24 protein-coding genes and 2 tRNA genes are annotated in these 24,888 nt (G+C 58.7%); 15 read left to right on the top strand and 11 right to left on the bottom strand.

Translation table 11 applies throughout. The annotated features are described in order from the left end of the window. Positions 1-11: 11 nt before the first annotated feature. Positions 12-965 (top strand): hypothetical protein, encoded by a 954-nt coding sequence (locus AC3Y64_RS06075; protein ID WP_122591489.1) that lies wholly within the window; start codon positions 12-14, stop codon positions 963-965. Between the two features lie 127 nt (positions 966-1,092). Here AC3Y64_RS06075 and dinB read toward each other — a convergent pair whose 3' ends face one another. Further along, entirely contained in the window at positions 1,093-2,154 is a 1,062-nt protein-coding gene (dinB, locus tag AC3Y64_RS06070) for a DNA polymerase IV (protein WP_489986780.1), read from the bottom strand. Positions 2,155-2,434: 280 nt separating this feature from the next. Between dinB and AC3Y64_RS06065 the strand changes: the two genes are divergently transcribed. The 4 genes from AC3Y64_RS06065 (at position 2,435) to AC3Y64_RS06050 (ending at position 7,024) form a co-directional block, all read left to right on the top strand. Next, positions 2,435-2,511: transfer RNA gene (locus tag AC3Y64_RS06065), tRNA-Met, on the top strand. A gap of 222 nt (positions 2,512-2,733) precedes the next feature. Continuing rightward, positions 2,734-2,810 (top strand) — tRNA-Met (locus AC3Y64_RS06060). A gap of 279 nt (positions 2,811-3,089) precedes the next feature. Next, complete coding sequence (mprF, locus tag AC3Y64_RS06055; protein ID WP_489986779.1) at positions 3,090-5,729, top strand: bifunctional lysylphosphatidylglycerol flippase/synthetase MprF; 2,640 nt, start codon at positions 3,090-3,092, stop codon at positions 5,727-5,729. Then, the gene (locus AC3Y64_RS06050) at positions 5,729-7,024 is read left to right on the top strand and encodes a virulence factor family protein (protein ID WP_489986778.1); all 1,296 of its coding nucleotides are present in this window, start codon (positions 5,729-5,731) and stop codon (positions 7,022-7,024) included. Before mprF ends, AC3Y64_RS06050 begins: the two co-directional genes overlap by 1 nt. Before the next feature lie 203 nt (positions 7,025-7,227). On the opposite strand, the gene AC3Y64_RS06045 is transcribed toward AC3Y64_RS06050, so the two are convergent. From AC3Y64_RS06045 to AC3Y64_RS06035, 3 genes are read right to left on the bottom strand one after another with little or no spacing between them, the layout of a single operon-like run. After that, positions 7,228-7,905, bottom strand: a complete 678-nt coding sequence (locus AC3Y64_RS06045) for a serine/threonine protein phosphatase (protein WP_489986777.1) — start codon at positions 7,903-7,905, stop codon at positions 7,228-7,230. Then, entirely contained in the window at positions 7,902-8,600 is a 699-nt protein-coding gene (locus tag AC3Y64_RS06040) for a nucleotidyl transferase AbiEii/AbiGii toxin family protein (protein ID WP_489986776.1), read from the bottom strand. Before AC3Y64_RS06040 ends, AC3Y64_RS06045 begins: the two co-directional genes overlap by 4 nt. 1 nt (position 8,601) lies before the next feature. Continuing rightward, positions 8,602-9,369 (bottom strand): MarR family transcriptional regulator, encoded by a 768-nt coding sequence (locus tag AC3Y64_RS06035; RefSeq protein WP_489986775.1) that lies wholly within the window; start codon positions 9,367-9,369, stop codon positions 8,602-8,604. A 639-nt stretch (positions 9,370-10,008) separates the two neighbouring features. On the opposite strand from AC3Y64_RS06035, the gene AC3Y64_RS06030 reads away from it, so the two are divergent. Next, positions 10,009-10,344 (top strand): DUF3077 domain-containing protein, encoded by a 336-nt coding sequence (locus AC3Y64_RS06030; protein WP_489986774.1) that lies wholly within the window; start codon positions 10,009-10,011, stop codon positions 10,342-10,344. 186 nt (positions 10,345-10,530) lie between these two features. Here AC3Y64_RS06030 and AC3Y64_RS06025 read toward each other — a convergent pair whose 3' ends face one another. After that, positions 10,531-12,372 (bottom strand): potassium transporter Kup, encoded by a 1,842-nt coding sequence (locus AC3Y64_RS06025; protein ID WP_489987930.1) that lies wholly within the window; start codon positions 12,370-12,372, stop codon positions 10,531-10,533. Positions 12,373-12,721: 349 nt separating this feature from the next. On the opposite strand from AC3Y64_RS06025, the gene rimO reads away from it, so the two are divergent. From rimO to tsaA, 6 genes are all read left to right on the top strand, one after another. Further along, a complete protein-coding gene (rimO, locus tag AC3Y64_RS06020) occupies positions 12,722-14,059 on the top strand; it encodes a 30S ribosomal protein S12 methylthiotransferase RimO (RefSeq protein ID WP_008088939.1) in 1,338 nt (445 codons plus the stop codon). A gap of 224 nt (positions 14,060-14,283) precedes the next feature. After that, positions 14,284-14,757, top strand: coding sequence for a GNAT family N-acetyltransferase (locus AC3Y64_RS06015; RefSeq protein ID WP_489986773.1), 474 nt, complete (start codon positions 14,284-14,286; stop codon positions 14,755-14,757). 190 nt (positions 14,758-14,947) lie between these two features. After that, a complete protein-coding gene (locus AC3Y64_RS06010; protein ID WP_489986772.1) occupies positions 14,948-15,658 on the top strand; it encodes an rRNA pseudouridine synthase in 711 nt (236 codons plus the stop codon). Between the two features lie 72 nt (positions 15,659-15,730). Further along, complete coding sequence (locus AC3Y64_RS06005) at positions 15,731-16,198, top strand: YehS family protein (protein ID WP_034154940.1); 468 nt, start codon at positions 15,731-15,733, stop codon at positions 16,196-16,198. Positions 16,199-16,372: 174 nt separating this feature from the next. Next, positions 16,373-17,143, top strand: coding sequence for an SDR family oxidoreductase (locus tag AC3Y64_RS06000; RefSeq protein ID WP_489986771.1), 771 nt, complete (start codon positions 16,373-16,375; stop codon positions 17,141-17,143). A 182-nt stretch (positions 17,144-17,325) separates the two neighbouring features. Continuing rightward, on the top strand, positions 17,326-18,024 hold the full coding sequence (tsaA, locus tag AC3Y64_RS05995; protein ID WP_489986770.1) for a tRNA (N6-threonylcarbamoyladenosine(37)-N6)-methyltransferase TrmO: 699 nt from the start codon (positions 17,326-17,328) through the stop codon (positions 18,022-18,024). Positions 18,025-18,187: 163 nt separating this feature from the next. Here the strand turns inward: tsaA and fpr are convergent, their stop codons facing one another. Next, complete coding sequence (gene fpr / locus AC3Y64_RS05990) at positions 18,188-18,967, bottom strand: ferredoxin-NADP reductase (protein WP_007908723.1); 780 nt, start codon at positions 18,965-18,967, stop codon at positions 18,188-18,190. Between the two features lie 133 nt (positions 18,968-19,100). Between fpr and AC3Y64_RS05985 the strand changes: the two genes are divergently transcribed. Continuing rightward, positions 19,101-20,027, top strand: coding sequence for a LysR family transcriptional regulator (locus AC3Y64_RS05985; RefSeq protein WP_034154937.1), 927 nt, complete (start codon positions 19,101-19,103; stop codon positions 20,025-20,027). Here AC3Y64_RS05985 and AC3Y64_RS05980 read toward each other — a convergent pair. The 3 genes from AC3Y64_RS05980 to AC3Y64_RS05970 form a co-directional block, all read right to left on the bottom strand. After that, positions 20,024-20,386 carry a diacylglycerol kinase gene (locus AC3Y64_RS05980; RefSeq protein ID WP_489986769.1) on the bottom strand — a complete coding sequence of 121 codons (363 nt, stop codon included), beginning with the start codon at positions 20,384-20,386 and terminating at the stop codon, positions 20,024-20,026. The two genes, AC3Y64_RS05985 and AC3Y64_RS05980, sit on opposite strands and share 4 nt — an antisense overlap. 74 nt (positions 20,387-20,460) lie before the next feature. Further along, positions 20,461-21,111: a response regulator transcription factor ErdR gene (gene erdR / locus AC3Y64_RS05975; RefSeq protein ID WP_158960756.1), complete on the bottom strand. Its 651-nt coding sequence runs from the start codon at positions 21,109-21,111 to the stop codon at positions 20,461-20,463. A gap of 225 nt (positions 21,112-21,336) precedes the next feature. Next, complete coding sequence (locus AC3Y64_RS05970; protein WP_489986768.1) at positions 21,337-22,083, bottom strand: tRNA-uridine aminocarboxypropyltransferase; 747 nt, start codon at positions 22,081-22,083, stop codon at positions 21,337-21,339. A 189-nt stretch (positions 22,084-22,272) separates the two neighbouring features. Here AC3Y64_RS05970 and AC3Y64_RS05965 point away from each other — a divergent pair, with 189 nt between their 5' ends. Beyond that, complete coding sequence (locus AC3Y64_RS05965) at positions 22,273-22,698, top strand: PA3611 family quorum-sensing-regulated virulence factor (RefSeq protein WP_008077172.1); 426 nt, start codon at positions 22,273-22,275, stop codon at positions 22,696-22,698. On the opposite strand, the gene AC3Y64_RS05960 is transcribed toward AC3Y64_RS05965, so the two are convergent. Further along, positions 22,699-22,893 carry a hypothetical protein gene (locus AC3Y64_RS05960; RefSeq protein ID WP_122591456.1) on the bottom strand — a complete coding sequence of 65 codons (195 nt, stop codon included), beginning with the start codon at positions 22,891-22,893 and terminating at the stop codon, positions 22,699-22,701. A 350-nt stretch (positions 22,894-23,243) separates the two neighbouring features. Between AC3Y64_RS05960 and AC3Y64_RS05955 the strand changes: the two genes are divergently transcribed. Then, positions 23,244-24,362, top strand: a complete 1,119-nt coding sequence (locus AC3Y64_RS05955) for an LOG family protein (RefSeq protein WP_489986767.1) — start codon at positions 23,244-23,246, stop codon at positions 24,360-24,362. 54 nt (positions 24,363-24,416) lie between these two features. On the opposite strand, the gene recX is transcribed toward AC3Y64_RS05955, so the two are convergent. Next, the gene (gene recX, locus AC3Y64_RS05950) at positions 24,417-24,887 is read right to left on the bottom strand and encodes a recombination regulator RecX (RefSeq protein ID WP_008077166.1); all 471 of its coding nucleotides are present in this window, start codon (positions 24,885-24,887) and stop codon (positions 24,417-24,419) included. Between the last annotated feature and the right edge of the window lies 1 nt (position 24,888).

The raw sequence follows: 24,888 nt of genomic DNA, 5'->3' as shown, positions 1-24,888 counted from the left end.
ATAGAGACGTCATGTTCAAGCGAAACACCTTAGGCCTCGGTGGCACCGCCCTGTGCGGTGCCCTGCTGGTCAGCGGCTGTGCCAATCACATGTCACAACGCAGCGAGCACGAAGAGCGGGTCGAGCGAAAATTGCTCGACCACAGCCTGCAGATTGATGTCGGTGAGCCTAAGGCGCTTGAGCTGCCGCAGCGACGCGTGAAGATCAACGAACAGAAGACTTTTGAAGTCACCGAGTTCGAGGTCACCCGTCGTTATGACCGCTACACCCCATACCAGCCTTGGCGGGAGGTCTACGAGATCCCGCTGGGCGTGGTGGCCGTGGTCGGTGGCGTCGGCGCCAACGTGGTCAACGTCTTTGCCTTGGGCAACTTGCCGGACAGCGTCACCAAAGACTGGCTGAGCTACGGTTTTGCCGGGCTCAATCCATTCATGAACGTGCAGTCCAACGGTCGTGCGCAGCAAAACCTCGCGGGTATCGATGAAGTCCAGCGCGACAAGCGCACGGAGTATTCGAGCCTGCCGTGGAGCGAGCGCCCGGTACAGGTCAAGGCTGGCAAACAGACCTTCGACATGACCACTGACCGCAACGGCGTGCTGCGTCTGAACCTGCTGGACAGTCCTTTTGCCGAAAATGATCTCAATCATGTCGGCAAATTGCAGATCAGCGTCGAAGACGCCAAGGATGACGTGCATTCCGATTCATCGCTGCTGATCAGCAGTCACCTGCGCGGCAAGCTGCTGGAAGCGCACGGGCTGATTTACGACGACCTGGAAGACGACGAAGTGAGCCAGTGGGTGCACCGGGTCAAGCGTCTGTCGGAACTGGGTCTGGAAGAAGAAGCCAGTGAACTGGAACAAAGCCTGATCGAACTGACGCGTAACGATCCTGAGTTGCAGACTGAGTTTCTCAAGTCGCTGACCAAGGATGCCGGGCGCCTGGTGGCGGATCCTGGCCCGAATTAAAAGCTAACAGCATCGCGGGCGAGCCCGCTCCCACAGGGTTTATGGGTGTTCACACAATATGTGTTTCACCATCGAACACTGTGGGAGCGGGCTTGCCCGCGATGACTATCTGCCATACGCCGCAAATCTACCGCTCAAACAACTCCATCTGCTCAAACCCTCCGCGCAAATCCTCGAGCCGCACCCCAACCCCCAACAACCGCACCGGTTTACCGCCGCGATTGAACGCCTGCGTCAGCATCAATTGATAACTGCCCAGATCCCGCCCTGCCCCGGCCTGCTCCAGTGTCGTCTGGGTAAAGTCATGAAACTTCACTTTGACGAACGGCTTGCCCGGTCGATAGCTGCTGTCGATCCTTGCCATGCGGGTTTTCAGGGTTTCCAGCAGCTCGGGCAGCTTATCCAGGCAACTGCGCAGATCCGGTAGATCAACGTCGTAGGTGTTTTCCACACTGATTGACTGACGCCGACTGTCGTTGTGCACAAAACGGTCATCAATCCCACGAGCCAGACTCCACAATCGCTCGCCAAAGCTGCCGAATTCGCGCACCAGCGCCAACTTGTTCCACTCACGCAACTGCGAGCAATCAACGATACCGAGCCTGCCCAGCTTGTCGGCGGTGACTTTGCCGACACCGTGCAACTTGCTCACCGGCAAACCACTGACAAAGTCTTCGACCTGATCCGGCGTAATCACAAACAAACCGTTGGGCTTTTTCCAGTCGCTGGCGATTTTGGCCAGAAACTTGTTCGGCGCCACACCCGCCGACACGGTGATGTGCAATTGATTGGAGACCCGGCGACGGATGTCCTGAGCGATTCGCGTGGCGCTGCCGCCAAAATGCGCACTGTCGGATACGTCGAGATAGGCCTCATCCAGCGACAGCGGTTCGATCAGGTCGGTGTAATCGCTGAAGATCGTGTGTATTTCTTTCGAGGCTTCGCGATAGGCGTCCATTCGCGGCTTGACGATGGTCAGGTCCGGACACAACTTCAAGGCATGCCCCGAAGCCATCGCCGAGCGCACACCGTAAGCCCGCGCCTCATAATTGCAGGTAGCAATCACCCCACGCCGGTCCGCCGAACCACCCACCGCCAACGGCTTGCCCGCCAGACGCGGGTCATCGCGCATCTCGATGGCGGCGTAGAAACAATCGCAGTCGATGTGGATGATTTTTCGCTGAGTCATGTCAGAAAAGGAAACGTGGCGAGCCGGATCGGCAGTATCTCACTGACACCTGTATATAGCACCAGTGGTACGAATGTTCTTTTGCTCGTGTAGGAAAAGAACTTTGAATTTATTTTCTCAATCGACAAACGGCCGTCAATAGAGCTGAAAGCCTTGCCCTGCCTGCCCTGCGCCCGGAAAAACACCCGAGAAAAAACGCTAACCGATTGAACCTCAACAGATTTTATTCAGATTGCGGGTTGACACCCCGGCGTTCCTCTGTAGAATGCCGACACACAGACGCGGGATGGAGCAGTCTGGTAGCTCGTCGGGCTCATAACCCGAAGGTCGTCGGTTCAAATCCGGCTCCCGCAACCAAACATCAAAAAAGGCTACTCGAAAGAGTGGCCTTTTTTGTGCGCGTCTGTTTTGTGGATTTCCTCTTCTTATCGAGAAGCGGCCGCCAAACAGGAATTCTTTGCATTTCCGAAACTTAAGCCTCCACCTGCGACCGTTTGACGCGATATCACACTTATTTGACCCTTTACGGGATTAGCGGTTGACACCCCGTCGTTCGTCTGTAAAATGCCGCCACACAGACGCGGGATGGAGCAGTCTGGTAGCTCGTCGGGCTCATAACCCGAAGGTCGTCGGTTCAAATCCGGCTCCCGCAACCAAACATCAAAAAAGGCTACTCGAAAGAGTGGCCTTTTTTGTATCTGTTGAAAAAGTCCTTTCGCAACAATGATCTGTCACTGTGCAGTGAACCGCTTGGGATCTTCAGACGTTCTGACTTGCGACTATGCTTGAGTCGCAGGCAAGGCTTCTGCAATCCAGGAACTGCCCTCGCCGATACCCGGGGAGAGGCGTAGTATTTTGTGATTATTTTTTTCTACAGGGATTGGTAACTTGGCTGGATACCTCCATCCTGTCGCGCACAATCCAAGAGGTGATTGATGCGCGCCAACTCGTCTGATCCACAAGACACCGTCACAGCGGAACATCCGATCAAACCCGAGCGCCTGCGCTTGCTGGATCGGTTGAGCAAATATCGTCAACCGATCGGTCTGGCGGTCACATTGCTGCTGTTCGCGATTGCGCTGATTGCCTGTCGTCATCTGCTCGCCGAACTCGATCTCGATGCCTTGCACGACTCGATTCTCGACGTGCCGAAACCCGCCCTGCTCGGCGCCTTCGCTGCGACCGTGGTCGGCTTCATTATTCTGCTCGGCTACGAATGGTCGGCCAGCCGCTATGCGGGCGTAACCTTGCCACCGCGCACATTGGCGCTGGGCGGATTCACCGCGTTCGCGATTGGCAATGCAATCGGCCTGTCGCTGCTGTCCGGCGGGTCGGTGCGCTACCGTTTATATGCGCGTTTAGGTCTAGGGGCGTCGGAAGTCGCGCACATGACCTTGTTCGCCAGTTTGTCGCTGGGCTGCGCCTTGCCGCCGCTGGCTGCACTGGCAACGCTGAGCGACCTGCCTGCTGCCTCTCAAGCGCTAGGTTTGTCCGAAGGTTTGCTGGGCACTGTCGCCGCTGTCGTGCTGTTGCTTGGCGCAGTGCTGGCTATCGGCATCTACCGTCGGCGCCTGCCGGAACAACCGTTGCGCGACAACCTGCTGGTCAGGGTTGGCCGCCGCACGCTGCGTTTGCCGGGGCGTCGCCTGACTTTCCTGCAACTGATCATTACCGCCCTCGACGTTGCGGCTGCTGCCACGGTCCTTTATCTGTTGCTGCCAGAAGCGCCGCCGTTCGGTGCATTCCTGCTGGTGTATCTGTTGGCATTGGCGGCCGGCGTACTCAGCCACGTACCCGGCGGCGTCGGTGTGTTCGAAGCGATTCTGCTGGCCGCTTTCGCCGACAAGCTCGGTGCCGCACCACTGGCCGCGGCGCTGCTGCTGTATCGCCTGATCTACGTGGTGTTACCGCTGCTGGTCGCCTGCGTATTCCTGCTGATCAACGAAGGCCAGCGCCTGTTCCAGACCCAGACCATGCGTGCGGCATCCGGTCTGGCCGCGCCGATTCTGGCGGTGCTGGTGTTCTTGTCTGGCGTGGTGCTGCTGTTTTCCGGCGCCACCCCTGAAATCGACACACGTCTGGAACACATCGGTTTTCTGATCCCGCATCGCTTGGTCGACGCCTCGCACTTCGGCGCCAGCCTGATCGGCGTGCTCTGCCTGATGCTCGCTCAGGGCCTGCGCCGTCGCCTGTCGGCGGCGTGGATGCTCACCACCATTCTGCTGCTGGTCGGCGCCCTGCTCTCGCTGCTCAAAGGTTTCGACTGGGAAGAAGCCACGCTGATGACACTGACGGCAGCGCTGCTCGGTGTGTTCCGCCGCTCGTTCTATCGCCCGAGCCGCCTGACCGAACTGCCGTTCTCGCCGCTGTATATGGTGGCCAGCCTGTGCGTACTCGGTGCCTCGACGTGGTTGCTGCTGTTCGCCTACCAAGACGTGCCGTACAGCCATCAGCTGTGGTGGCAGTTCACCTTGGATGCTGACGCGCCGCGAGGCCTGCGCTCGCTGCTCGGTGCCGCTGTGCTGTTGCTGGTGATCGCGCTGACCTGGCTGCTGCGCACCGCGCGCCCGGTCATTCATTTGCCGACGCCTGAAGAACTCGATCGCGCGGCGAAGATCCTGATGGCGTCGTCGCAACCCGATGGTGGCCTCGCGCTGACCGGTGACAAGGCGTTGCTGTTTCACCAGAACGACGAAGCCTTCCTGATGTACGCACGCCGTGGCCGCAGCCTAGTTGCGCTGTATGACCCGATCGGCCCCGGCCAGCAACGTGCCGAGATGATCTGGCAGTTCCGCGACCTCTGCGATATTCACCACGCTCGCCCGGTGTTCTACCAGGTGCGTGCGGAGAACCTGCCGTACTACATGGACATCGGCCTGACTGCGATCAAACTCGGCGAAGAAGCCCGAGTCGATCTGCATCGCTTTGACCTGGAAGCCAAGGGCAAAGAGATGAAAGATCTGCGTTACACCTGGAACCGTGGCACCCGCGATGGCTTGTCGCTGGAAATACACGAACCGGGTCAGGCGCCGATGGATGAGCTGAAAGTGATTTCCGATGCATGGCTGACCGGCAAGAATGTGCGTGAGAAAGGCTTCTCCCTCGGCCGTTTCAGCGACGATTACCTGAAGCATTTCCGCATCGCGGTGATTCGCTTCGAAGGCCGCCCGGTGGCGTTCGCCAACCTGCTCGAGACCTACAGCCATGACCTGGCCAGTCTCGACCTGATGCGCGCGCACCCGGATGCGCCGAAGCTGACCATGGAATTCATGATGGTCGGCCTGATTCAACATTATAAGAGTCACGGATACGCGCGTTTCAGCCTGGGCATGGTGCCGTTGTCGGGGTTGCAACCCCGGCGTGGTGCACCGCTGACCCAGCGTCTGGGCTCGATGGTTTTCCGCCGTGGTGAGCAGCTGTACAACTTCCAAGGCTTGCGCCGCTTCAAAGACAAGTTCCAGCCTGACTGGGAACCCCGTTATATGGCCGTGCCCGCCGGACTCGATCCGCTGGTGGCGCTGGCCGACACTGCTGCCCTGATCGCGGGCGGCTTGACTGGATTGGTGAAACGCTGATGATTCAACGCTCCCTGAAGTACATCCTGGCCGCACTGATCGTGCTGGCCGTGATTGCCGGCGGCGGTTACTGGTACCTCAAACGTCCGGCACCGGAACCGACCGTAGAACAGCTGACTCCGGCCGATGGCGCGGCCATGACCCGCGTCATTCCCGGCACCAAGCCCAAGGCGCAGGTGCTGGTAGCCGTCAACGACGACCAGAAACTCTCCGAAAAACAACTGACCACCCTGAGCCGCAGCGCTTCGGCGCAGATCGTTCAAGTGATTCTGCCGAAAGACTGCCTGCTGCAAAGCCGCGCTCTGCAGTCGGGTCTGCGTGAACTGAATGGCCCGGCCACGCTGGTCAGCGGCATCGGCCCAGGCGCCGTACTGGCCTGGCGCTGGCTCGCAGAACAGAAAGACGACAAGGCGCAAGCTGTGTCCGTCGACCTTGCTCTGGAAAAAGGTGGCTGTACCCACCTGCTGCCGAAATCCGCCGCCCACGGCCACTGGCTGGCAGCGTGGAACGACAACCCGGACGACGCCAGCGCAGGTTTCGTGCGCGATCAACCGAACGCCGAAACCAGCATCAGCGACTACGACATCAACCTGCCGCAAGTGCTCAACAACGAACTGCGCAAGATCCTCGTCGGCGGCGACAAGGCCAATGGCGGCCTGGCGATTCCGGTGGTTGAAGTGCCGGCCGGTCAGGCCAAAGACACCGTGACCCTGTTCCTCTCCGGTGACGGCGGCTGGCGCGACCTCGACCGCGACGTGGCGGGTGAAATGGCCAAGATCGGCTATCCGGTCGTCGGCATCGACACTCTGCGCTACTACTGGCAGCACAAGAGCCCGGAGCAAAGCGCCCTGGACCTGACCGAACTGATGCAGCACTACCGGCAGAAATGGGGCACCAAACGCTTCATCCTCACCGGTTACTCGTTCGGTGCTGACGTCCTGCCGGCGATCTACAACCGTCTGCCAGACACCGAGCAGCAACGCGTAGACGCGATCATCCTGCTGGCCTTCGCCCGCACTGGCAGCTTCGAAATCGAAGTCGAAGGCTGGCTGGGCAACGCCGGCAAAGAAGCCGCCACCGGGCCGGAAATGGCCAAACTGCCACCGGCCAAGGTCGTGTGCATCTATGGTGAAGAAGAAACCGATGAAAGTGGCTGCACGGACAAGACTGCTGTTGGCGAAGCAGTGAAACTGCCCGGCGGCCACCACTTCGACGAGAACTACCCGGCGCTAGCCAAGCGCTTGGTGGATTTGATCGAGAAGCGCCAGAGCAAGGACTCGGTCGCCGAAGAGTGATCTGAGCCACGCCCATAAAAAGCCCCCGCAACTTCGCAGTTGCGGGGGCTTTTTACATTCCAGCAGCCACCTAAATCCCCTGTGGGAGCGAGCCTGCTCGCGAAGCGGTGGGTCCGTTTACAGATTCGTCGACTGACACTACGCCTTCGCGAGCAGGCTCGCTCCTACAAGGGATGGCGCTGGATTCAGACAGCTCGTCAGTCTCACCGGCCAAGCTGAACATCTATCCACGTGACATCATCGTCGCCAACGCTAAAGTCGCTATCCGGTGCCGCCAACAAACTGCTTTGCTGGGCTTGCGTCAAGTCCGCCCAAAAGCCATCAGTGACAAATACCAGGCGCTCAACAGCGTCCAGTCCACACCAAACAAAGTCAGGGTTCGGAACCCGATTGATCTTCAAGCATCGTGTTACCGAATTTCGCGCGGGGTCTTGCGCCAACTCACAGTGCGAACGGTCGCGCCGCCAATTGGCCTTGCAGTGAGGTGGCGTAATCCACTCGATGGCTCCCGCCAGCGTCACAATCCCGCATGAACAGTCACCTTCGTATGCAACGGTGAGTCGGCCATGAGCGACCAAGCCAATCAAGTAACAGATGGCTCCCGCCTGATCAGCAGGCAACGACGCATGGAAATCCGCCAGTATTGAACCCAATAGACGCTCAACAGCTGCGGGCTCTGCAGGATAGCTCCCCTGCTCCATCTGTGTGGAATGAGCCGCCAACATGCCGCTTACGAAGCTTTCAGCCAACTGTCCACTGCCGCGCCTGGAAGTGCCATCCGTGACAACAAAAAAACCACCGTCACCCTCACAGGTCGCTCCGGCATAGTCATTATTTGCTCTGCTGGCTTGCCCAGTGATTGATCGGGAGAGGTATCTCATGCGCTGGCCAGCGCTTTCATACGCCTGTGAATAATCTGCCCTCTGCCTGGATTCGCCTGCACCGAGCCTGAACTTTCGATCACGTAGCCAACCCCATCGAGCGCCATCAGCTTTTGGATTCCCTTGGTGATGAACGCCTTGAGGTCTTCGTCAGCCTGGCGCACCTCCTCCAACAGCTCAGGCCGACCATCGATCAAGATGATCATGTCCTCGACATCCTTGTGATAAGGATCACCATTTCCCCGACCGGCGAAAGCTTCCAGTTTCGTCGCCAGAAAATACGCGGGCTGGAATACCTGGATGACCGTGCCGCTGGGCAGGGTGAATTTATCCGCCCTCGCCAGCCCCTCGACGAACCAGCGGTTGGCATAGCCGAGCACTGCAGGGTCGGAAGGCATGACATCCACGACAACGTCATTGAAGCGAAAACGACAATTAACCTCGTCCTCACCGGTGATCTTGAATCCCTTGGCCGCCAGCCGTTCGGTCAGATGGTTCCAAGCGCTGACTCCGGCCAACTCGATCACTAGATCAACGTCATCAGTGAAACGAATGTCGTCCAGCACCGCTGTATCTGTAACCAGCATGGTGGTTGTGCAACCGCCAACAAAAGCAACTTCGGCGAGAAACGCCTCGCCCAAGCCTTCAGCCACGAACTCAATAAGCTCGTAGTTGTGATCCGCGTTTGACGACATGTTATTTCAGCCCCATCCCTGCCTTCAGAATACTGATTGCCACACCACACTCACGCGGCCCCCCCAGACGGATTGCATCAGCGAGCGCCAGATAGTGGTACAGGATCCGGTCTTTTTTCACCGCTTCCGGCACTGTTTTGTAAAGCGGCTCTATCGCTTGGCCTCGCTCGGTTCCCTGCGCATCGGGCCAGACCGGAATCAAACCACCCGCACTCTTGATGCTTTTGGACAGCGCAGGTGCCGCAAAGCCCGTGGGTATGCCACGAACCATCGCGCCTGCCTTGACCGGGAAGAAGTACTTCAGCGCGTGCTCGGTAATTTTCAGTAGTTCCCGGCGGTTCACCTTGGCAAGCCCGGTGTCGTAGTCATGGATGAGCAATCCGGATTCCCGGCATCGGGCGAGAGCATTTGAGACTTCGCTTTTGCTCAGTCCGAGAGAGGCAGACAGCGCACGCAGAGAGTACCGCTCACTCCAACTTGTCAGAGGTGTATCAATTGCTGGTTCCGCCCATCCCTCCCAGCCAGCACCATCAGCGAATGACGAGTCGAATTCGCGGCGACGGAAGATTGTGTCTTCCCCATCAGTGGAATAGGTGACCAAGGGTTTCCCCACACTCTCCCCTGCGGTCATTCGGCTGACGACATAAGGCTTGATCAGCTCTTCGACCCTGTCCGAATTGGATTCCGCCTCCATCTTACCCAAGAGATTCTCTTCCTGAGCGTGGAGACTGGCCATTTTGAACAAAAGCAAAATGTCTTGACTCTTCATTTAGCTCCAAACCCCAAGTGTCCACATTCCATAAAACGTGGACACTTGTCTCACTACCCAGGGAGGGTCGTCAAGCCCTTGGGTGGATCACTTATCGCGGCATACCTTGCCCGCATATCGTCATGGCTGATTGCGTGGGCCAGATCAAAGATGAGCAATCGTTCACTGGCCTTCTTTTCGATCCGAAGGTCCTTCGGTTCATCCTGTCCCTTTTGTTCCGCTGATGCGGTCATACGTACCTGAATGATTTGCACACGACGGTTCGTGCGTGACGTTTAGTATCGTTTACTTCCAGTCTCGCAATATCAGATGACGCCCACAGACCTTGTAGGCAAACTCCGAAACTCGTGTTCGGGCGCTTTGCCGCTCTATTGCGCTGTTTTTTGACGGGATACTCTCCGGACGTCGCTGACCCATTCAGCGATCGGGTGTGGTAACCCGGTTAGGCAAAGTGCAACAGTGCTCCATCACGACATCAGGCGTTCTTTTACGCCTGTAATTCACTGTCATGGCAGCTGTACGTGGGAGACCTTCGGGTCTGCCGGTTTCTTTGCTCTCCCGGTTTACCACCCTGCGTACAGCTGCCACCCATTCGTGTGGTAACGAATGAGGCAGCTCCTCGTTTTAGGGAGTAAAACAATGAGCAAAGAAATTCCGTCAACGCCTTCAGACCTTACAACCATCGGCTTCACCCCTTTCCTCTACAACGCGGATCAAGCGTTCTTCAATGTCCGCGCCGGCATCCCGATCATCGATGCCTTGTCCCAATCCTCCGACCTGCTATACCTCGCCAAATCCTTCGCAGAAGACGCCGCCTTCATCAGAGACACCGACCGCCATGCCTGGGCTGCGCATTACCTGACGGTGATGGGCAAGGCTTTGCTTGATGATGTGATACAGACACTGATGCCACGACCTGCGCGGACGAAGACCGAAACCGAATCAGAAACCGAACAGGCTGAACCCACCTCATAACCTTGTGGGAGCTGGCTTGCCAGCGATGGCGGTGATTCAGTCGACATTGATTCTGAATGTGCCAGCCTCATCGCTGGCAGGCCAGCTCCCACAGGGGATTTGTGGTGGATTTGAGGTTTATCAGCGGACACAAAAAAGCCCCCGCCAGCCACTAGGCCAACGAGGGCTTTTCAGTTGAAGCCAGGCTTACATCTCCACCTGCGTCCCCAACTCAATCACCCGGTTCAACGGCAGATTGAAGAAGCGCAAATTGCCATTAGCATTCTTCAACATGAACGCAAACAGCGCCTCACGCCAACGCGCCATGCCCTCCAGCTTCGAGGCAATCACCGTTTCGCGGCTGAGGAAGTAGGTGGTGCGCATCGGGCTGAAATCCAGATCTTCCAGATGGCACAGCTTCAACGCCTGCGGCACGTCCGGTTCGTCGGTGAAGCCGAAGTGCAGGATCACCCGGAAGAAGCCCTCCCCGTGCGCTTCGACCTCGAAACGCCGCGATGGCGGTACGCGGGGGATGTCTTCGTAGACCACGGTCAGCAACACCACTTGCTCATGCAGTACCTGGTTGTGCAGCAAGTTGTGCAACAACGCATGCGGCACGGCGTCGGAGCGCGCTGTCAGGAAAACGGCGGTGCCCTGCACCCGATGCGGCGGTTGCACACGAATGCTGCTGATGAAAATCGGCAGCGGCAGCGCGCCTTCGTCGAGGCGTTCGACCAGCAGTTGTTTGCCGCGCTTCCAGGTGGTCATCAGCACAAACAGCGCGATACCGGCGATCACCGGGAATGCACCGCCCTGAACGATCTTCGGCACGTTGGCGGCGAAGTACAGGCCGTCCACCAACAGGAAGCCGAGCAACACCGGCACCGCAAGGATCGGTGGCCATTTCCACAGCAGCAGCATTACCGCCGACACCAGAATCGTGGTCATCAGCATGGTGCCGGTCACCGCCACGCCGTAAGCCGAGGCCAGTGCGCCGGAGGATTCGAAACCCAGCACCAACAATACAACGCCGACCATCAGCGCCCAGTTCACCGCGCCAATATAGATCTGGCCCTGCTCGTCGCTGGAGGTGTGCTGGATGTACATGCGCGGGATGTAGCCGAGCTGAATCGCCTGACGCGTCAGGGAGAACGCGCCGGAAATTACCGCCTGCGAGGCGATCACCGTGGCCATGGTCGACAGACCGACCAGTGGAATCAAAGCCCAGCTCGGTGCCAACAGGTAGAACGGGTTGCGCGCCGCGTCCGGGTTGTCCAGCAACAGAGCGCCCTGACCGAAGTAGTTGAGCACCAGCGCCGGCAAGACCAGGATGAACCAGGCGCGGGCAATCGGCTTGCGCCCGAAGTGGCCCATGTCGGCGTACAGCGCCTCGGCACCGGTCAACGCCAGCACCACGGCGCCGAGGATCGCCACGCCCATGCCTGGATGGACGACGAAGAAATTCACCGCCCACATCGGGTTCATCGCATGCAGCACTTCCGGGGTGTGACTGATGCCGTAGACGCCGAGGGCGCCGAGCACCAGAAACCAGGTGACCATGATCGGCCCGAACAGAATGCCAATCCGCGCCGTACCGTGTTTTTGAATCAGGAACAACGCGACCAGCACCACCAGCGACAGCGGCACCACCCAATGGTCGATGCCATCGAATGCCAGCCCCAGACCTTCAATCGCCGACAGCACGGAAATCGCCGGGGTGATCATGCTGTCGCCGTAAAACAGCGCCGCGCCGATCAGTCCGCAGACCACCAATAATGAACGCAGCTTCTTGCGATGCCCCGCCGCACGCCGTGCCAGTGCGGTGAGCGCCATGATGCCGCCCTCGCCCTGGTTGTCGGCGCGCAGCACGAACATCATGTATTTGATCGACACGACCCAGATCAGCGACCAGAAGATCAACGACAGAATGCCCAGCACGCCGTCGTGGTTGACCGGTACGCCGTAACCGCCGGAAAACACTTCTTTGAGGGTGTACAACGGGCTCGTGCCGATGTCGCCGTAGACTACCCCGACCGCCGCGACCAGCATGCTCAGCGGCCTGGAGGCCGAACCCTCGGCGCCTGCCGCATGACTACTTGCCTGACCCATCCAACACTCCTGATTTTAGAACCGGCTTCTTTGAATGAAGCACTATGCTTTGTGGTGCAGCATGCGCTGTTTTACCTGTTGTTACAGACGTTTTGTTGACTGTAAAAAATTGGTAAAGCTCATCGGCGCGAAGCATAGCGCAGCACTCGTCGTATTTCCCTGCATAAAGCTGGTCAAGTGCGTTGCTCGCCGCTAGAATTGCGCACTTTTTGATCAGAGGCGCGCCCTAAGCGCCCGTCCGTCGGCTTTCCCACCCAGAAAGCGATGTCACAAAATACCGAGGTTAGACATGTCCACCACTCCTGCGCCGGCCAATCCAAAGGTTGGCTTTGTATCTCTGGGTTGCCCGAAAGCACTGGTCGACTCCGAGCGCATCCTGACCCAGCTGCGCATGGAAGGTTATGACGTGGTGTCCACCTATCAGGACGCCGACGTTGTAGTCGTCAACACCTGCGGTTTCATCGATTCGGCCAAGGCTGAGTCTTTGGAAGTGATCGGCGAAGCGATCAAGGAAAACGGCAAGGTGATCGTCACCGGTTGCATGGGCGTGGAAGAAGGCAACATCCGCAACGTGCACCCGAGCGTGCTGGCCGTGACCGGTCCGCAGCAGTACGAGCAAGTGGTCAACGCCGTGCACGAAGTCGTGCCGCCGCGTAAAGATCACAACCCGCTGATCGACCTGGTGCCGCCGCAAGGCATCAAGCTGACCCCGCGCCACTATGCCTACCTGAAGATTTCCGAAGGCTGCAACCACAGCTGCTCGTTCTGCATCATCCCGTCGATGCGCGGCAAACTGGTCAGCCGTCCGGTTGGCGATGTGCTCGACGAAGCTCAGCGTCTGGTCAAATCCGGCGTTAAAGAGCTGCTGGTGATTTCGCAAGACACCAGCGCTTACGGCGTTGACGTGAAATACCGCACCGGTTTCTGGAACGGCGCGCCGGTGAAAACCCGCATGACCGAACTCTGTGAAGCGCTGAGCACCCTCGGCGTCTGGGTCCGCCTGCACTACGTTTACCCGTACCCGCACGTTGACGAACTGATCCCGCTGATGGCCGCCGGCAAGATCCTGCCGTACCTGGACATCCCGTTCCAGCACGCCAGCCCGAAAGTGTTGAAGTCGATGAAACGCCCGGCGTTCGAAGACAAGACCCTGGCGCGTATCAAGAACTGGCGCGAAATCTGCCCGGACCTGATCATCCGTTCGACCTTCATCGTCGGCTTCCCGGGCGAAACCGAAGAAGACTTCCAGTACCTGCTGAACTGGCTGACCGAAGCCCAGCTCGACCGCGTTGGCTGCTTCCAGTACTCGCCGGTTGAAGGCGCTCCGGCCAATGATCTGGATCTGGAAATCGTTCCGGACGAGGTCAAGCAGGATCGTTGGGATCGCTTCATGGCGCACCAGCAAGCGATCAGCTCGGCACGCCTGCAAATGCGCATTGGCCGTGAAATCGAAGTGCTGGTGGACGAAGTCGACGAGCAAGGCGCGGTTGGCCGCTGCTTCTTCGATGCCCCGGAAATCGACGGCAACGTGTTCATCGACAACGGCAGCAACCTGAAGCCGGGCGACAAGGTCTGGTGCAAAGTGACTGACGCTGACGAATATGACCTGTGGGCTGAACAGATCTAACACCGCATACCCTGTAGGAGCTGCCGAAGGCTGCGATCTGTTGATCTTGATGTGAAAAAACCAGATCAAAAGATCGCAGCCTCGTTTCACTCGTCAGCTCCTACAGGGATTCGCGATAACGCTGTATTGAAAAGCCCCGCTCTTTTTACAAGATGCGGGGCTTTTTTACGGCTATCGTTTAGCGGGGGACGGACTCCCTTGAAACGAACAAGAGGCCAACGGGCATGCGTCACCATTCGGTCATCCACACGCCGAAACTCAGCGATTATCAGGAACTGACCCGGGTCTGGGAGGCCTCGGTCCGCGCCACCCATGATTTTCTGCCGGACAGCTATATCGAGTTGCTGCGCAATCTGGTACTCACGCGTTATCTGGATGCGGTGATGCTGATCTGCACCAAGGACGCCGACCAGCGCATCACCGGGTTTGCCGGTGTCGCGGCGGGCAAGATCGAGATGCTGTTCATCGATCCCGAGCATCGCGGTCAGGGTCTGGGAAAAAAACTGCTGAACTACGCGATGCAGCACCTGAACGCCGATGAACTCGACGTCAACGAACAGAACCCGCAGGCACTGGGTTTCTACTTCAAACAGGGTTTTGAAGTGATCGGCCGCTCTGAAGTGGATGGCATGGGTCAGCCGTACCCGTTGTTACATATGCGCCTACGGCAAAATCAACAACGCTCAAGCCACGCCTGACACACCAAGGAACTCCTGTGGGAGCTGGCTTGCCAGCGATGCAGACGCCTCGGTCTGAAAGATCCACCGAGGTGATGCCATCGCTGGCAAGCCAGCTCCCACAGGGAATACGGACACCGTGTAAATGGAACCGGGCTTAACCGGCGCCACACAGGTACAATGCCCACCCCTTTTTTGTTACGGCCCTGTCATGACTGACCCGATTCGCCTCTCCAAACGCCTCATCGAACTGGTCGGTTGCTCCCGCCGGGAGGCCGAGCTGTTCATCGAGGGCGGCTGGGTCACCGTGGATGGCGAAGTGATTGACGAGCCGCAATTCAAGGTCGGCGACCAAAAGGTCGAACTCGACAAGGACGCCCAGGCCACTGCGCCGGAGCCGGTGACCATCCTGCTCAATGCCCCTGCTGGCATGGACATCGATACCGCCATGCAGTCGCTCAGCGCCGAAACCCTCAGCGAAGAACACCGCTTCAGCAAGCGCCCCCTGCGTGGGCACTTCCTGCGCCTCACCGCCAGTGCCGACTTGCAGGCCAAGGCCAGCGGTCTGCTGGTGTTCACCCAGGACTGGAAAATCCTGCGCAAGCTCACCGCCGACGCCGCGAAGATCGAGCAGGAATACGTGGTGGAAGTCGAAGGTGACATGGTCGCTCACGGCCTCAATCGCCTGCAGCACGGCCTCACCCATAAGGGCAAGGAGCTGCCGCCGGTCAAGGCCAGCTGGCAGAACGAAAACCGTCTGCGCTTCGCCATGAAAAACCCGCAGCCGGGGATCATCGCCCAGTTCTGCGAAGCGGTCGGCCTCAAGGTCGTCGGCATCCGCCGCATCCGCATCGGCGGCGTCTCGATCGGCAAAGTCCCGGTCGGCCAATGGCGCTACCTGTCCGGCAAAGAGAAGTTCTAAGGCTTCCACTGCCGCCACACATTCCGGCAGCGCGCCAGCGTGCTGCCCACAACGCTTATCAGGATTACTCACATGATTCATAACGACGTATTGCGCAGCGTGCGCTACATGCTCGACATCAGCGACAAAAAGGTTGTCGAGATCATCAAGCTCGGCGGCATGGAAGTAGCGCTCGCCGACGTTGTGACCTGGCTCGACAAGAAAGAAGAAGACGAAGAAGGTTTCGTGCGCTGCCCGGATGAAGTCATCGCGCACTTCCTCGACGGCCTGGTGATCTTCAAGCGTGGCAAGGACGAAAGCCGTCCGCCGCAGCCGATCGAAGTGCCGGTGACCAACAACATCATTCTGAAAAAGCTGCGCGTGGCCTTCGAACTGAAAGAAGACGACATGCACGCGATTCTCAAGGCTGCCGAGTTCCCGGTGTCCAAGCCTGAGCTGAGCGCATTGTTCCGCAAGGTTGGCCACACCAACTATCGCCCGTGCGGCGACCAGTTGCTGCGTAACTTCCTCAAAGGGCTCACGCTGCGCGTGAGAGCGTAAAACAGTTTTCGAGCCGCAAGCTGCAAGTTGAAGCTGCAACCCTGCTTTAACTTGCCGCTTGTAGCTTGCAACTCGAAGCTGGCCGCATGGCCCTCCATTCCGTTAGAAAATAGTGGCTCCGCTTTTCGTGGCTGACGACTAGGGTGTACTGATCCCTAATCTTCAGGACTCGCCATGCACCCGTATTTCTCCCTGCAAGGCCGCACCGCTCTGGTGACCGGCGGCACTCGTGGTATCGGCAAAATGATCGCCAAAGCCTTTGTCGAGGCTGGCGCGCGCGTTTACGTCTGCTCGCGCGATGCCGAGGCCTGCCATCAAACCGCTGAAGAACTTGGCGCCTTGGGCAAATGTCATGGCGTGGCGGCGAATCTGGCGACGGAAGAAGGCGTACAGGAGCTGGCCGCGCGGCTGGGCGAGCAAATCACCCATCTGGATATTCTGGTGAACAACGCGGGCACTACTTGGGGCGCCCCGCTGGAGAGTTACCCGGTCAAGGGCTGGGAGAAGGTCATGCAGCTCAACGTGACCTCGGTGTTCACCTGCATCCAGCAATTTCTGCCGCTGTTGCGCAAGGCAGGCTCGGCGGCGAATCCGGCGCGGATTATCAACATTGGTTCGGTGGCCGGTATTTCTTCCTTTGGTGAGCAGGCCTATGCCTACGGGCCGAGTAAAGCCGCCCTACACCAATTGTCGCGGATTCTCGCTCGCGAACTGGTGGGTCAGCACATCAACGTCAATGTGATCGCGCCGGGGCGGTTTCCGAGCAAGATGACTCAGCATATTGGCAATGATCAGCAGGCGTTGGCTGAGGACACGGCGCTGATTCCGATGAAGCGTTGGGGGCGTGAAGAGGAGATGGCGGCGTTGGCGATCAGTCTGGCGAGTACGGCCGGGGCTTATATGACCGGGAATATAATTCCGTTGGATGGTGGGTTCAGCCTCTGACATTGGCGGTGCGGCTATCGCTGGCGAGCCAGCTCCCACAGGTTCTTCGGTGTACACGGTTACGAGAACGCTCGAGAACCCTGTGGGAGCTGGCTTGCCAGCGATGGCGCCAGCGCTGTCACCACCAGACTTGAGGCCCGCCGGGTTATCATGCCCACCCCGCTCCGCTTCGAATGCAAACCATGACTTACAGCGTCTCCCCCATCGGCTTCGTGCGCTCCTGCTTCAAGGAGAAATTCGCCATCCCCCGCCAACCACAACTGGCCCCCGCCGCCCGTGGCGTGCTGGAACTGGTGGCGCCGTTCGATCAGGGTGACGCCGTGCAAGGCCTGGAACAGGTCAGTCATGTGTGGCTGCTGTTCCTGTTTCATCAGGCACTGGAAGAAAAACCACGGCTGAAAGTCCGCCCACCGCGACTAGGCGGCAACAAGTCCATGGGCGTGTTTGCCACCCGCGCCACGCACCGTCCTAATGGGATCGGTCAATCCGTGGTGAAACTGGACAAGGTCGAAGCCAATCGGCTGTTTATCTCCGGTATCGACCTGCTCGACGGCACGCCGGTGCTCGACATCAAACCTTACGTGCCATACGCCGATATCGTCCCTAACGCCGCCAACAGCATCGCCAGCGCCGCGCCACAGCTGATTGAGGTGCAGTGGACGGACTTGGCGCTGCAACAAGCGCATACACACGCTCAGCGCCTCGACGAGCCATTGGTTGAGCTGATCGAACAGTGTCTGGCCCAGGATCCGCGACCGGCATACCAGACGCCAGCGCCGGAGCGTGAATATGGCGCGCAGTTCTGGGATCTGGATGTGCGCTGGCATTACCCGACGCCCGAACAGATCCGCGTACTCGAAGTTATCCCCGCCGACGCCTGATGCGTCGCTCATGTAGGAGCTGCCGCAGGCTGCGATCTTTTGATCTTGCATTGAAAAATCAAAGTCAAAAGATCGCAGCCTGCGGCAGCTCCTACAGGGAAATGTTTCGGCCATAAAAAAGCCCCCATTGCCAATTCAGGCAATGGGGGCTTTTCCGTGATGTTTACTTCTCGACGAACGCACGCTCGATCAGGTAATCACCCGGCTCGCGCATCCGCGCCGAGATCTTCAGGCCGAAGCTGTCGAGCACTTCGCTGGTCTCGTCGAGCATGCTCGGGCTGCCGCAGATCATCGCGCGGTCGTCCTGCGGGTTGATCGGTGGCAGACCGATGTCGCTGAACAGCTTGCCGCTGCGCATCAGATCGGTCAGACGGCCCTGATTCTCGAAAGGCTCGCGGGTCACGGTTGGGTAATAGATCAGCTTGTCACGCAGCGCTTCGCCGAAGAATTCGTTCTGCGGCAGGTGCTCGGTGATGAATTCGCGGTAGGCGACTTCGTTGACGTAACGCACACCGTGAACCAGGATCACTTTTTCAAAGCGCTCGTAGGTTTCCGGGTCCTGAATCACGCTCATGAACGGCGCCAGGCCGGTGCCGGTGCTCAGCAGGTACAAGTGCTTGCCAGGATTCAGGTCGTCGAGCACCAGAGTGCCGGTAGGCTTCTTCGAGATGATGATCTCGTCGCCTTCCTTCAAGTGCTGCAACTGCGAGGTCAGCGGGCCGTCCTGCACCTTGATGCTGAAGAACTCCAGATGCTCTTCCCAGTTCGGGCTGGCGATCGAGTAAGCGCGCATAAGCGGGCGGCCGTTAGGCTGTTGCAGGCCGATCATCACGAACTGACCGTTCTCGAAGCGCAGGCCCGGATCGCGGGTGCACTTGAAGCTGAACAGAGTGTCGTTCCAGTGATGAACACTGAGGACACGCTCGTGGTTCATGTTGCTCATGTACGTTTGACTCCTGGAGATTGGGTCTGCGCTGGCTTTTGAAGGCGACGGTGCGCAATTGCATCGCATTCTAATAGCGACGACAATATCTGTTAACTGGATTATTAAGATAAGGGTTATCGGTTATATCGATATGCGATTTACTCTCCGTCAACTGCAAGTCTTCGTCGCCGTCGCCCAGCAGGAAAGCGTATCCCGTGCTGCGGGTCTGCTCAACCTCTCGCAGTCGGCCGCCAGCACCTCGATCACCGAACTGGAGCGCCAGTCCAGCTGCCAACTGTTCGACCGCGCCGGCAAGCGACTGAGCCTCAACGCCCTCGGTAAACAGCTGCTGCCGCAGGCGGTAGCCCTGCTCGATCAGGCCAAGGAAATCGAAGACTTGCTCAACGGCAAATCCGGTTTCGGCTCACTGTCGGTGGGCGCGACGCTGACCATCGGCAATTATCTGGCGACGCTGCTGATCGGCAGCTTCATGCAGCGTCACCCGGAAAGTCAGGTGAAGCTGCATGTGCAGAACACTGCCAATATCGTGCAACAAGTCGCTCATTACGAAATTGATCTGGGTCTAATCGAAGGCGATTGCAGCCACCCGGACATCGAAGTGCAGAGCTGGGTCGAGGATGAACTGGTGGTGTTCTGTGCGCCGCAACATCCGCTCGCCCAGCGCGGCAGCGCAACCATGGAAGAGCTGACGCATGAAGCGTGGATTTTGCGCGAACAAGGTTCCGGCACACGGCTGACCTTCGATCAGGCCATGCGTCACCATCGCAGTGCGCTGAATATCCGTCTGGAGCTGGAACACACCGAAGCGATCAAACGCGCGGTGGAGTCAGGACTGGGGATTGGCTGTATTTCGCGGCTGGCGCTGCGCGATGCGTTTCGACGCGGCAGTCTGGTGCCGGTGGAAACGCCGGACCTGGACCTGGCCCGGCAGTTTTACTTCATCTGGCACAAGCAGAAGTACCAGACCTCTGCCATGCGCGAGTTTCTTGAGCTGTGCCGCGCGTTCACCGCCGGGGTGCAGCGCAGCGACGAGATCGTTTTGCCGACGATCGCTTAAAGCAGAATCACTGCCCACACCAGGCCGATCATGCTCAGCGCGACGAATTGCGCGGCGCTGCCCATGTCCTTGGCGTTCTTCGACAGTGGGTGCAGTTCCAGCGAGATGCGGTCGATGGCCGCTTCCACCGCCGAATTCAGCAGCTCGACGATCAGCGCCAGCAGGCACACGGCAATCAGCACGGCCTGCTCGACACGGCTGACATTCAGAAAAAACGTCAACGGAACCAGCACCACATTGAGCAACACCAGTTGGCGGAATGCCGCTTCACCGGTGAAGGCTGCGCGCAGACCGTCCAGCGAGTAACCGGAGGCGTTGAGGATGCGTTTCAGGCCGGTCTGGCCCTTGAAAGGTGACATAAGGTAGAAACCAACCAAAAAGGAGTGGGAAAGCTAGATCAACAAAAGTCAAAAAAGCGTGAAGACGCCAGCCTTTATTGGCTCGGAATTGACTCAAGTTGTTGCAGCAGTAAAGCCGCTTGCGTGCGAGTGCGCACATTCAGCTTGCGAAAGATCGCGGTGACGTGGGCTTTGATGGTCGCTTCCGACACGCTCAGCTCGTAGGCAATCTGCTTGTTCAGCAGACCTTCGCAGACCATGGTCAGCACGCGAAACTGCTGCGGGGTCAGGCTGGCGAGCCCGTCACTGGCGGCTTTGGCTTCATCGGAAACGGCGACCGCTTCGAAGGCTTGTGGCGGCCAGAACACATCGCCATCGAGCACTTTGCGCACGGCTTCCTGAATCACGCTGAGGTCGCTGGACTTGGGAATAAAGCCACTGGCGCCGAACTCACGGGATTTGACCATCACCGACGCTTCTTCCTGCGCCGAAACCATCACCACCGGAATCTGCGGGTATTGCCCGCGCAGCAGCACCAGCCCGGAAAAACCATAGGCGCCGGGCATGTTCAGGTCCAGCAGGACCAGATCCCAGTCAGCCTTTTCGGTCAGGCGGGTTTCCAGTTCGGCGATGCTCGCCACTTCAACCAAGCGTACATCCGGGCCAAGGCCCAGCGTCACCGCTTGATGCAGAGCGCTACGAAACAGAGGGTGATCATCGGCAATCAGGATGTCGTATGTGGCCATTTTTCAAATGATCCTGTTTTTTGATGGCAGACGCGGTGCATTCCGGTCTGGCCAAAGCAACTCAAGATGCCGCTTTTGAAGCGATATCCACAGGGGCACGTTCAACGCCAATCAACAGCAAACACGGCGTTTCAAACCTTGGCCGCACCCTAATCGGCGCCAAGCATGCCCAGCGAAGACAGGGTGGTCAAGCAGCACGGCCGCCACTGCGTACAGTATGGGCCACTATTGGGCCAACTCCGGCTGCGGCTTTCGTATATAGGGCAGCAGCTCGGCGTGCGCGGGGGTCGATTCATTCATGTCCAGTTGTTGCTTGGCACCGAGGTAGTGCTGGCTGAACACGTCGAAATAGGCGTCCAGCGCAGAAGCCGCGTCGCTGTCACCCGCCAGTTCGAGACATAGCGCAGCCACTTCGGCGGTGCACAGATGTTCGCTGCGGGTCGAACGGCGCAAGCGGTAGCGCGAGAGTTTGTCGGGCAGCAGGCTCAAGATCGGCAAACGGTCGAAATACGGGCTCTTGCGGAAGATCTTCCGCGCTTCAGTCCACGTTGCGTCGAGCAGAATAAACAGCGGGCGCTTGCTGCTATCGACAGCGACGGTGTTGGTCACCCGCGACGGCTCGACGTATTCGCCGGGAAACACCAGGTACGGCTGCCATTGCGGGTCATTGAGCAGTGCGAGCATCTGCGGATCGGGCTCGGTGCGCGACCAGATGAACGCGTGGTTATCGCGCACCACATCAGCGATCAGCCAACCGGTGTTGCTCGGTTTGAACACTTCCTTGCCGGTCATGATCAGGCACACGCCCGAACGGGTGTCGACGCTCGGGCGCCACGCGCACAGGCAATGGCTGATGATCACCCGGCAGTCGCGGCAACGTTCGGAGCGAAAGCCACGGGCCTGAATCGGCTTGATGCCCTCATCTTCGCGCTGGTCGCGCAGACGGGCGACGGCGTTGGGGGCATGGTTCATCGTGGATAACGCCGAAAAGCAGGAAAACTCGACACGAACAACACTCGGCAGGGCAATAAAGGCCGGCAGTTTACCAGAGCGACGGGCACAAGCCTGTACCCTCCCGACCGGCTCCCCTATAATTCGCCGCCACTGAACGCACAGCCCCGAGGCTGGTCGAACCACCAGTCACCGAATCAGGAGAGTTTCATGCTGCGCCTTATCGTTCCCACCGCTGCCATTCTGCTGGCGTCGTCCTTCACCGCTCAGGCCGCCTCCCTGAGTGAGCAGAATCTGAACCGCGAGCTGCGCAACGTCGCCGCTCAGAGCAGCGTCGGCACGCCACGCGCCATCAGCGAAGACATTCTTGATCAGGGCTTCACCGTTGAAGGCACGCAGTTGATCAACCACCTGAGCGTGCAGAAGAGCCACGCCGACAAAATGCGCGCAGACCCTAAAGCCGTGTATTTCCAGTTGGGCGCCTCGGTGTGCAACAACCCGTCGTTCCGCAAGCTGATGGCCAAGGGCGCGATCATGCGTTACGACTTCACGGAAGTGAAAACCAACAAAGCGATCGGCTCCGCCAGCTACCAGGAATCGGATTGCCCGAAAGCCGGCCCGGCGAAGAAGAAGTAATCATCGCGAATTGGCGCGCCGCTGTTCATCCTCGGCGCGCAGTTCGGCCAGCAAGGCCTGTAGATAGTGCGACCGCCGCTCGCCGCCCGCCAACCGCCGGCAGCACTCTTCTTCGAGACTGACCTGATGGGTCTCGGCTGATGCCTTCAACATTCGATACAGCTGCGTATCGATTTCCAGAATCACTCTGGCCATGTGTCCCGCCTCCTTGCCACCCGCAAATCCTTGAATAGCGTGCACCTTGCGTACGGTCGTTGACGCAAAGCTGTCGTACGGCGCCTGTAAGTTAGTTAATCAGAGCGATTGCCACCCGGCGCACGTTCAGACGAGCGGTGTCGGCATTGGCGGAAAACAATAAACGGTTGCCAGCCCCAACGTTGCGGCGCAATGATCGAGTCGGCGCAAATCCTCGCAAGCGTCTAGATTCAGAGTATTCACGATCTTTTTTCAACGGCAGGCAAGGAACTGCTGATCGTGTGTTTTTTGCAGCGCGGCACTGACGTCGCTCGTCAGGGCCATCCGCTCTGTGCAAAAGGAGACGTTGAATGCCTTACCAACCGAATGACCTCTTAAGTCGTCATTTTCAGGAAAGCGGTCCCGACCTCATCACCCAGGTTGAAGAACAACTCAGCCGTGTTTCCCCCAACAGCCCCAACCTTCCCATCTACCGCGACATGATCCTGACCGTGCTGCGCATGGCCCAGGAAGACCACAACCGCTGGAACGCCAAGATCACCCTGCAAGCCCTGCGCGAACTGGAGCAAGCGTTCCGGGTGCTGGAGCAATTCAAGGGTCGACGCAAAGTCACCGTCTTCGGCTCGGCACGTACACCGGTCGAACACCCGCTGTATGCCATGGCCCGAGAACTCGGTGCGGCGTTGACGCGCTCGGACATGATGGTCATCACCGGCGCCGGAGGCGGCATCATGGCTGCAGCCCATGAAGGCGCCGGTCGCGATCACAGCCTCGGGTTCAATATCACCCTGCCCTTCGAGCAACATGCCAACCCGACCGTCGACGGCACCAGCAACCTGCTGCCGTTCCATTTCTTCTTCACCCGAAAACTGTTCTTCGTCAAAGAAGCCGATGCACTGGTGTTGTGCCCGGGTGGCTTCGGCACGCTGGATGAGGCGCTGGAAGTGTTGACGCTGATCCAGACCGGAAAAAGTCCGCTGGTGCCGGTGGTTTTACTGGATGCGCCGGGCGGCACGTTCTGGCAAGGCGCGATGGACTTCATTCGCCAGCAACTGGAGGACAACCGTTACATCCTGCCGACCGACATGAAACTGATGCGCCTGGTTTACAGCGTCGAAGAGGCGGTGGAACAGATCAATCAGTTCTACAGCAACTTCCACTCCAGCCGCTGGCTCAAGCGTCAGTTTGTGATTCGCATGCATCACAAGCTCAGCGATCAGGCGCTGGCCCACATGCAGGAAGCGTTCGCCGATCTGTGCCTCAGCGACCAGTTTCATCAACACACCTACAGCGGCGAGGAACACGACGAAGCACAATTCAGCCATCTGGCGCGACTGGCCTTCGCCTTCAACGCGCGCACTCATGGCCGCCTGCGGGAGCTGATCGACTACATCAACCTGCCGGAAAACTGGGCGGATTCCAAACCGCAAACGGCGCAACGCGGCCGCGAACCGTCGCAGGTAATTTGAAGGCAAAAAAAACGGCCCGCTATTTTCATAGCGGGCCGTTTTTATTGAATCGGATTAATCGTCCATGCCTCGACCGCTGAACAAGCGGTTGATCATCTCCATCGAAAACCCTCGATACGCCAGAAACCGGCCTTGCTTGGCCCGTTCTTTTGCATCAATCGGTAAATGTCCGGAGAACTTCCTGCGCCATGTGTCCTGAAGTTGTTCCTGCCAACTGATACCGCTTTCGCGCAGGGCGAGTTCGATATCGGCACGCTGCAAACCGCGCTGGCTCAGCTCCTCACGAATCCGTAGTGGGCCATAACCGGAACGGGCACGGTAGGAAACGAAGCTTTCAAGATAACGGGCTTCGGAAAGCAGCCCCTCTTCCGTCAAACGGTCGAGGGCTGTTTCGATCATCTCCGCCTCGGCGCCGCGCTGACGCAATTTACGCGTCAGCTCGACTCGACCATGCTCGCGGCGTGCGAGCAGGTCCATCGCGGTTCGCCGCACCGCGACGAGGGTATCGAGTACGGCGGTGGTCATC

The sequence above is a fragment of the Pseudomonas sp. 4CAES_32.4 genome, assembly GCF_058136335.1.
This window is presented reverse-complemented; position numbering and strand designations above follow the sequence as displayed.

What these genes read in the sequence shown, in the direction of transcription:
- AC3Y64_RS06075 (WP_122591489.1), top strand. Translation starts at nt 12, where the DNA reads ATGTTCAAGCGAAACACCTTAGGCCTCGGTGGCACCGCCCTGTGCGGT.
- dinB (WP_489986780.1), bottom strand. Translation starts at nt 2,154, where the DNA reads ATGACTCAGCGAAAAATCATCCACATCGACTGCGATTGTTTCTACGCC.
- mprF (WP_489986779.1), top strand. Translation starts at nt 3,090, where the DNA reads ATGCGCGCCAACTCGTCTGATCCACAAGACACCGTCACAGCGGAACAT.
- AC3Y64_RS06050 (WP_489986778.1), top strand. Translation starts at nt 5,729, where the DNA reads ATGATTCAACGCTCCCTGAAGTACATCCTGGCCGCACTGATCGTGCTG.
- AC3Y64_RS06045 (WP_489986777.1), bottom strand. Translation starts at nt 7,905, where the DNA reads ATGAGATACCTCTCCCGATCAATCACTGGGCAAGCCAGCAGAGCAAAT.
- AC3Y64_RS06040 (WP_489986776.1), bottom strand. Translation starts at nt 8,600, where the DNA reads ATGTCGTCAAACGCGGATCACAACTACGAGCTTATTGAGTTCGTGGCT.
- AC3Y64_RS06035 (WP_489986775.1), bottom strand. Translation starts at nt 9,369, where the DNA reads ATGAAGAGTCAAGACATTTTGCTTTTGTTCAAAATGGCCAGTCTCCAC.
- AC3Y64_RS06030 (WP_489986774.1), top strand. Translation starts at nt 10,009, where the DNA reads ATGAGCAAAGAAATTCCGTCAACGCCTTCAGACCTTACAACCATCGGC.
- AC3Y64_RS06025 (WP_489987930.1), bottom strand. Translation starts at nt 12,372, where the DNA reads ATGCTGGTCGCGGCGGTCGGGGTAGTCTACGGCGACATCGGCACGAGC.
- rimO (WP_008088939.1), top strand. Translation starts at nt 12,722, where the DNA reads ATGTCCACCACTCCTGCGCCGGCCAATCCAAAGGTTGGCTTTGTATCT.
- AC3Y64_RS06015 (WP_489986773.1), top strand. Translation starts at nt 14,284, where the DNA reads ATGCGTCACCATTCGGTCATCCACACGCCGAAACTCAGCGATTATCAG.
- AC3Y64_RS06010 (WP_489986772.1), top strand. Translation starts at nt 14,948, where the DNA reads ATGACTGACCCGATTCGCCTCTCCAAACGCCTCATCGAACTGGTCGGT.
- AC3Y64_RS06005 (WP_034154940.1), top strand. Translation starts at nt 15,731, where the DNA reads ATGATTCATAACGACGTATTGCGCAGCGTGCGCTACATGCTCGACATC.
- AC3Y64_RS06000 (WP_489986771.1), top strand. Translation starts at nt 16,373, where the DNA reads ATGCACCCGTATTTCTCCCTGCAAGGCCGCACCGCTCTGGTGACCGGC.
- tsaA (WP_489986770.1), top strand. Translation starts at nt 17,326, where the DNA reads ATGACTTACAGCGTCTCCCCCATCGGCTTCGTGCGCTCCTGCTTCAAG.
- fpr (WP_007908723.1), bottom strand. Translation starts at nt 18,967, where the DNA reads ATGAGCAACATGAACCACGAGCGTGTCCTCAGTGTTCATCACTGGAAC.
- AC3Y64_RS05985 (WP_034154937.1), top strand. Translation starts at nt 19,101, where the DNA reads ATGCGATTTACTCTCCGTCAACTGCAAGTCTTCGTCGCCGTCGCCCAG.
- AC3Y64_RS05980 (WP_489986769.1), bottom strand. Translation starts at nt 20,386, where the DNA reads ATGTCACCTTTCAAGGGCCAGACCGGCCTGAAACGCATCCTCAACGCC.
- erdR (WP_158960756.1), bottom strand. Translation starts at nt 21,111, where the DNA reads ATGGCCACATACGACATCCTGATTGCCGATGATCACCCTCTGTTTCGT.
- AC3Y64_RS05970 (WP_489986768.1), bottom strand. Translation starts at nt 22,083, where the DNA reads ATGAACCATGCCCCCAACGCCGTCGCCCGTCTGCGCGACCAGCGCGAA.
- AC3Y64_RS05965 (WP_008077172.1), top strand. Translation starts at nt 22,273, where the DNA reads ATGCTGCGCCTTATCGTTCCCACCGCTGCCATTCTGCTGGCGTCGTCC.
- AC3Y64_RS05960 (WP_122591456.1), bottom strand. Translation starts at nt 22,893, where the DNA reads ATGGCCAGAGTGATTCTGGAAATCGATACGCAGCTGTATCGAATGTTG.
- AC3Y64_RS05955 (WP_489986767.1), top strand. Translation starts at nt 23,244, where the DNA reads ATGCCTTACCAACCGAATGACCTCTTAAGTCGTCATTTTCAGGAAAGC.
- recX (WP_008077166.1), bottom strand. Translation starts at nt 24,887, where the DNA reads ATGACCACCGCCGTACTCGATACCCTCGTCGCGGTGCGGCGAACCGCG.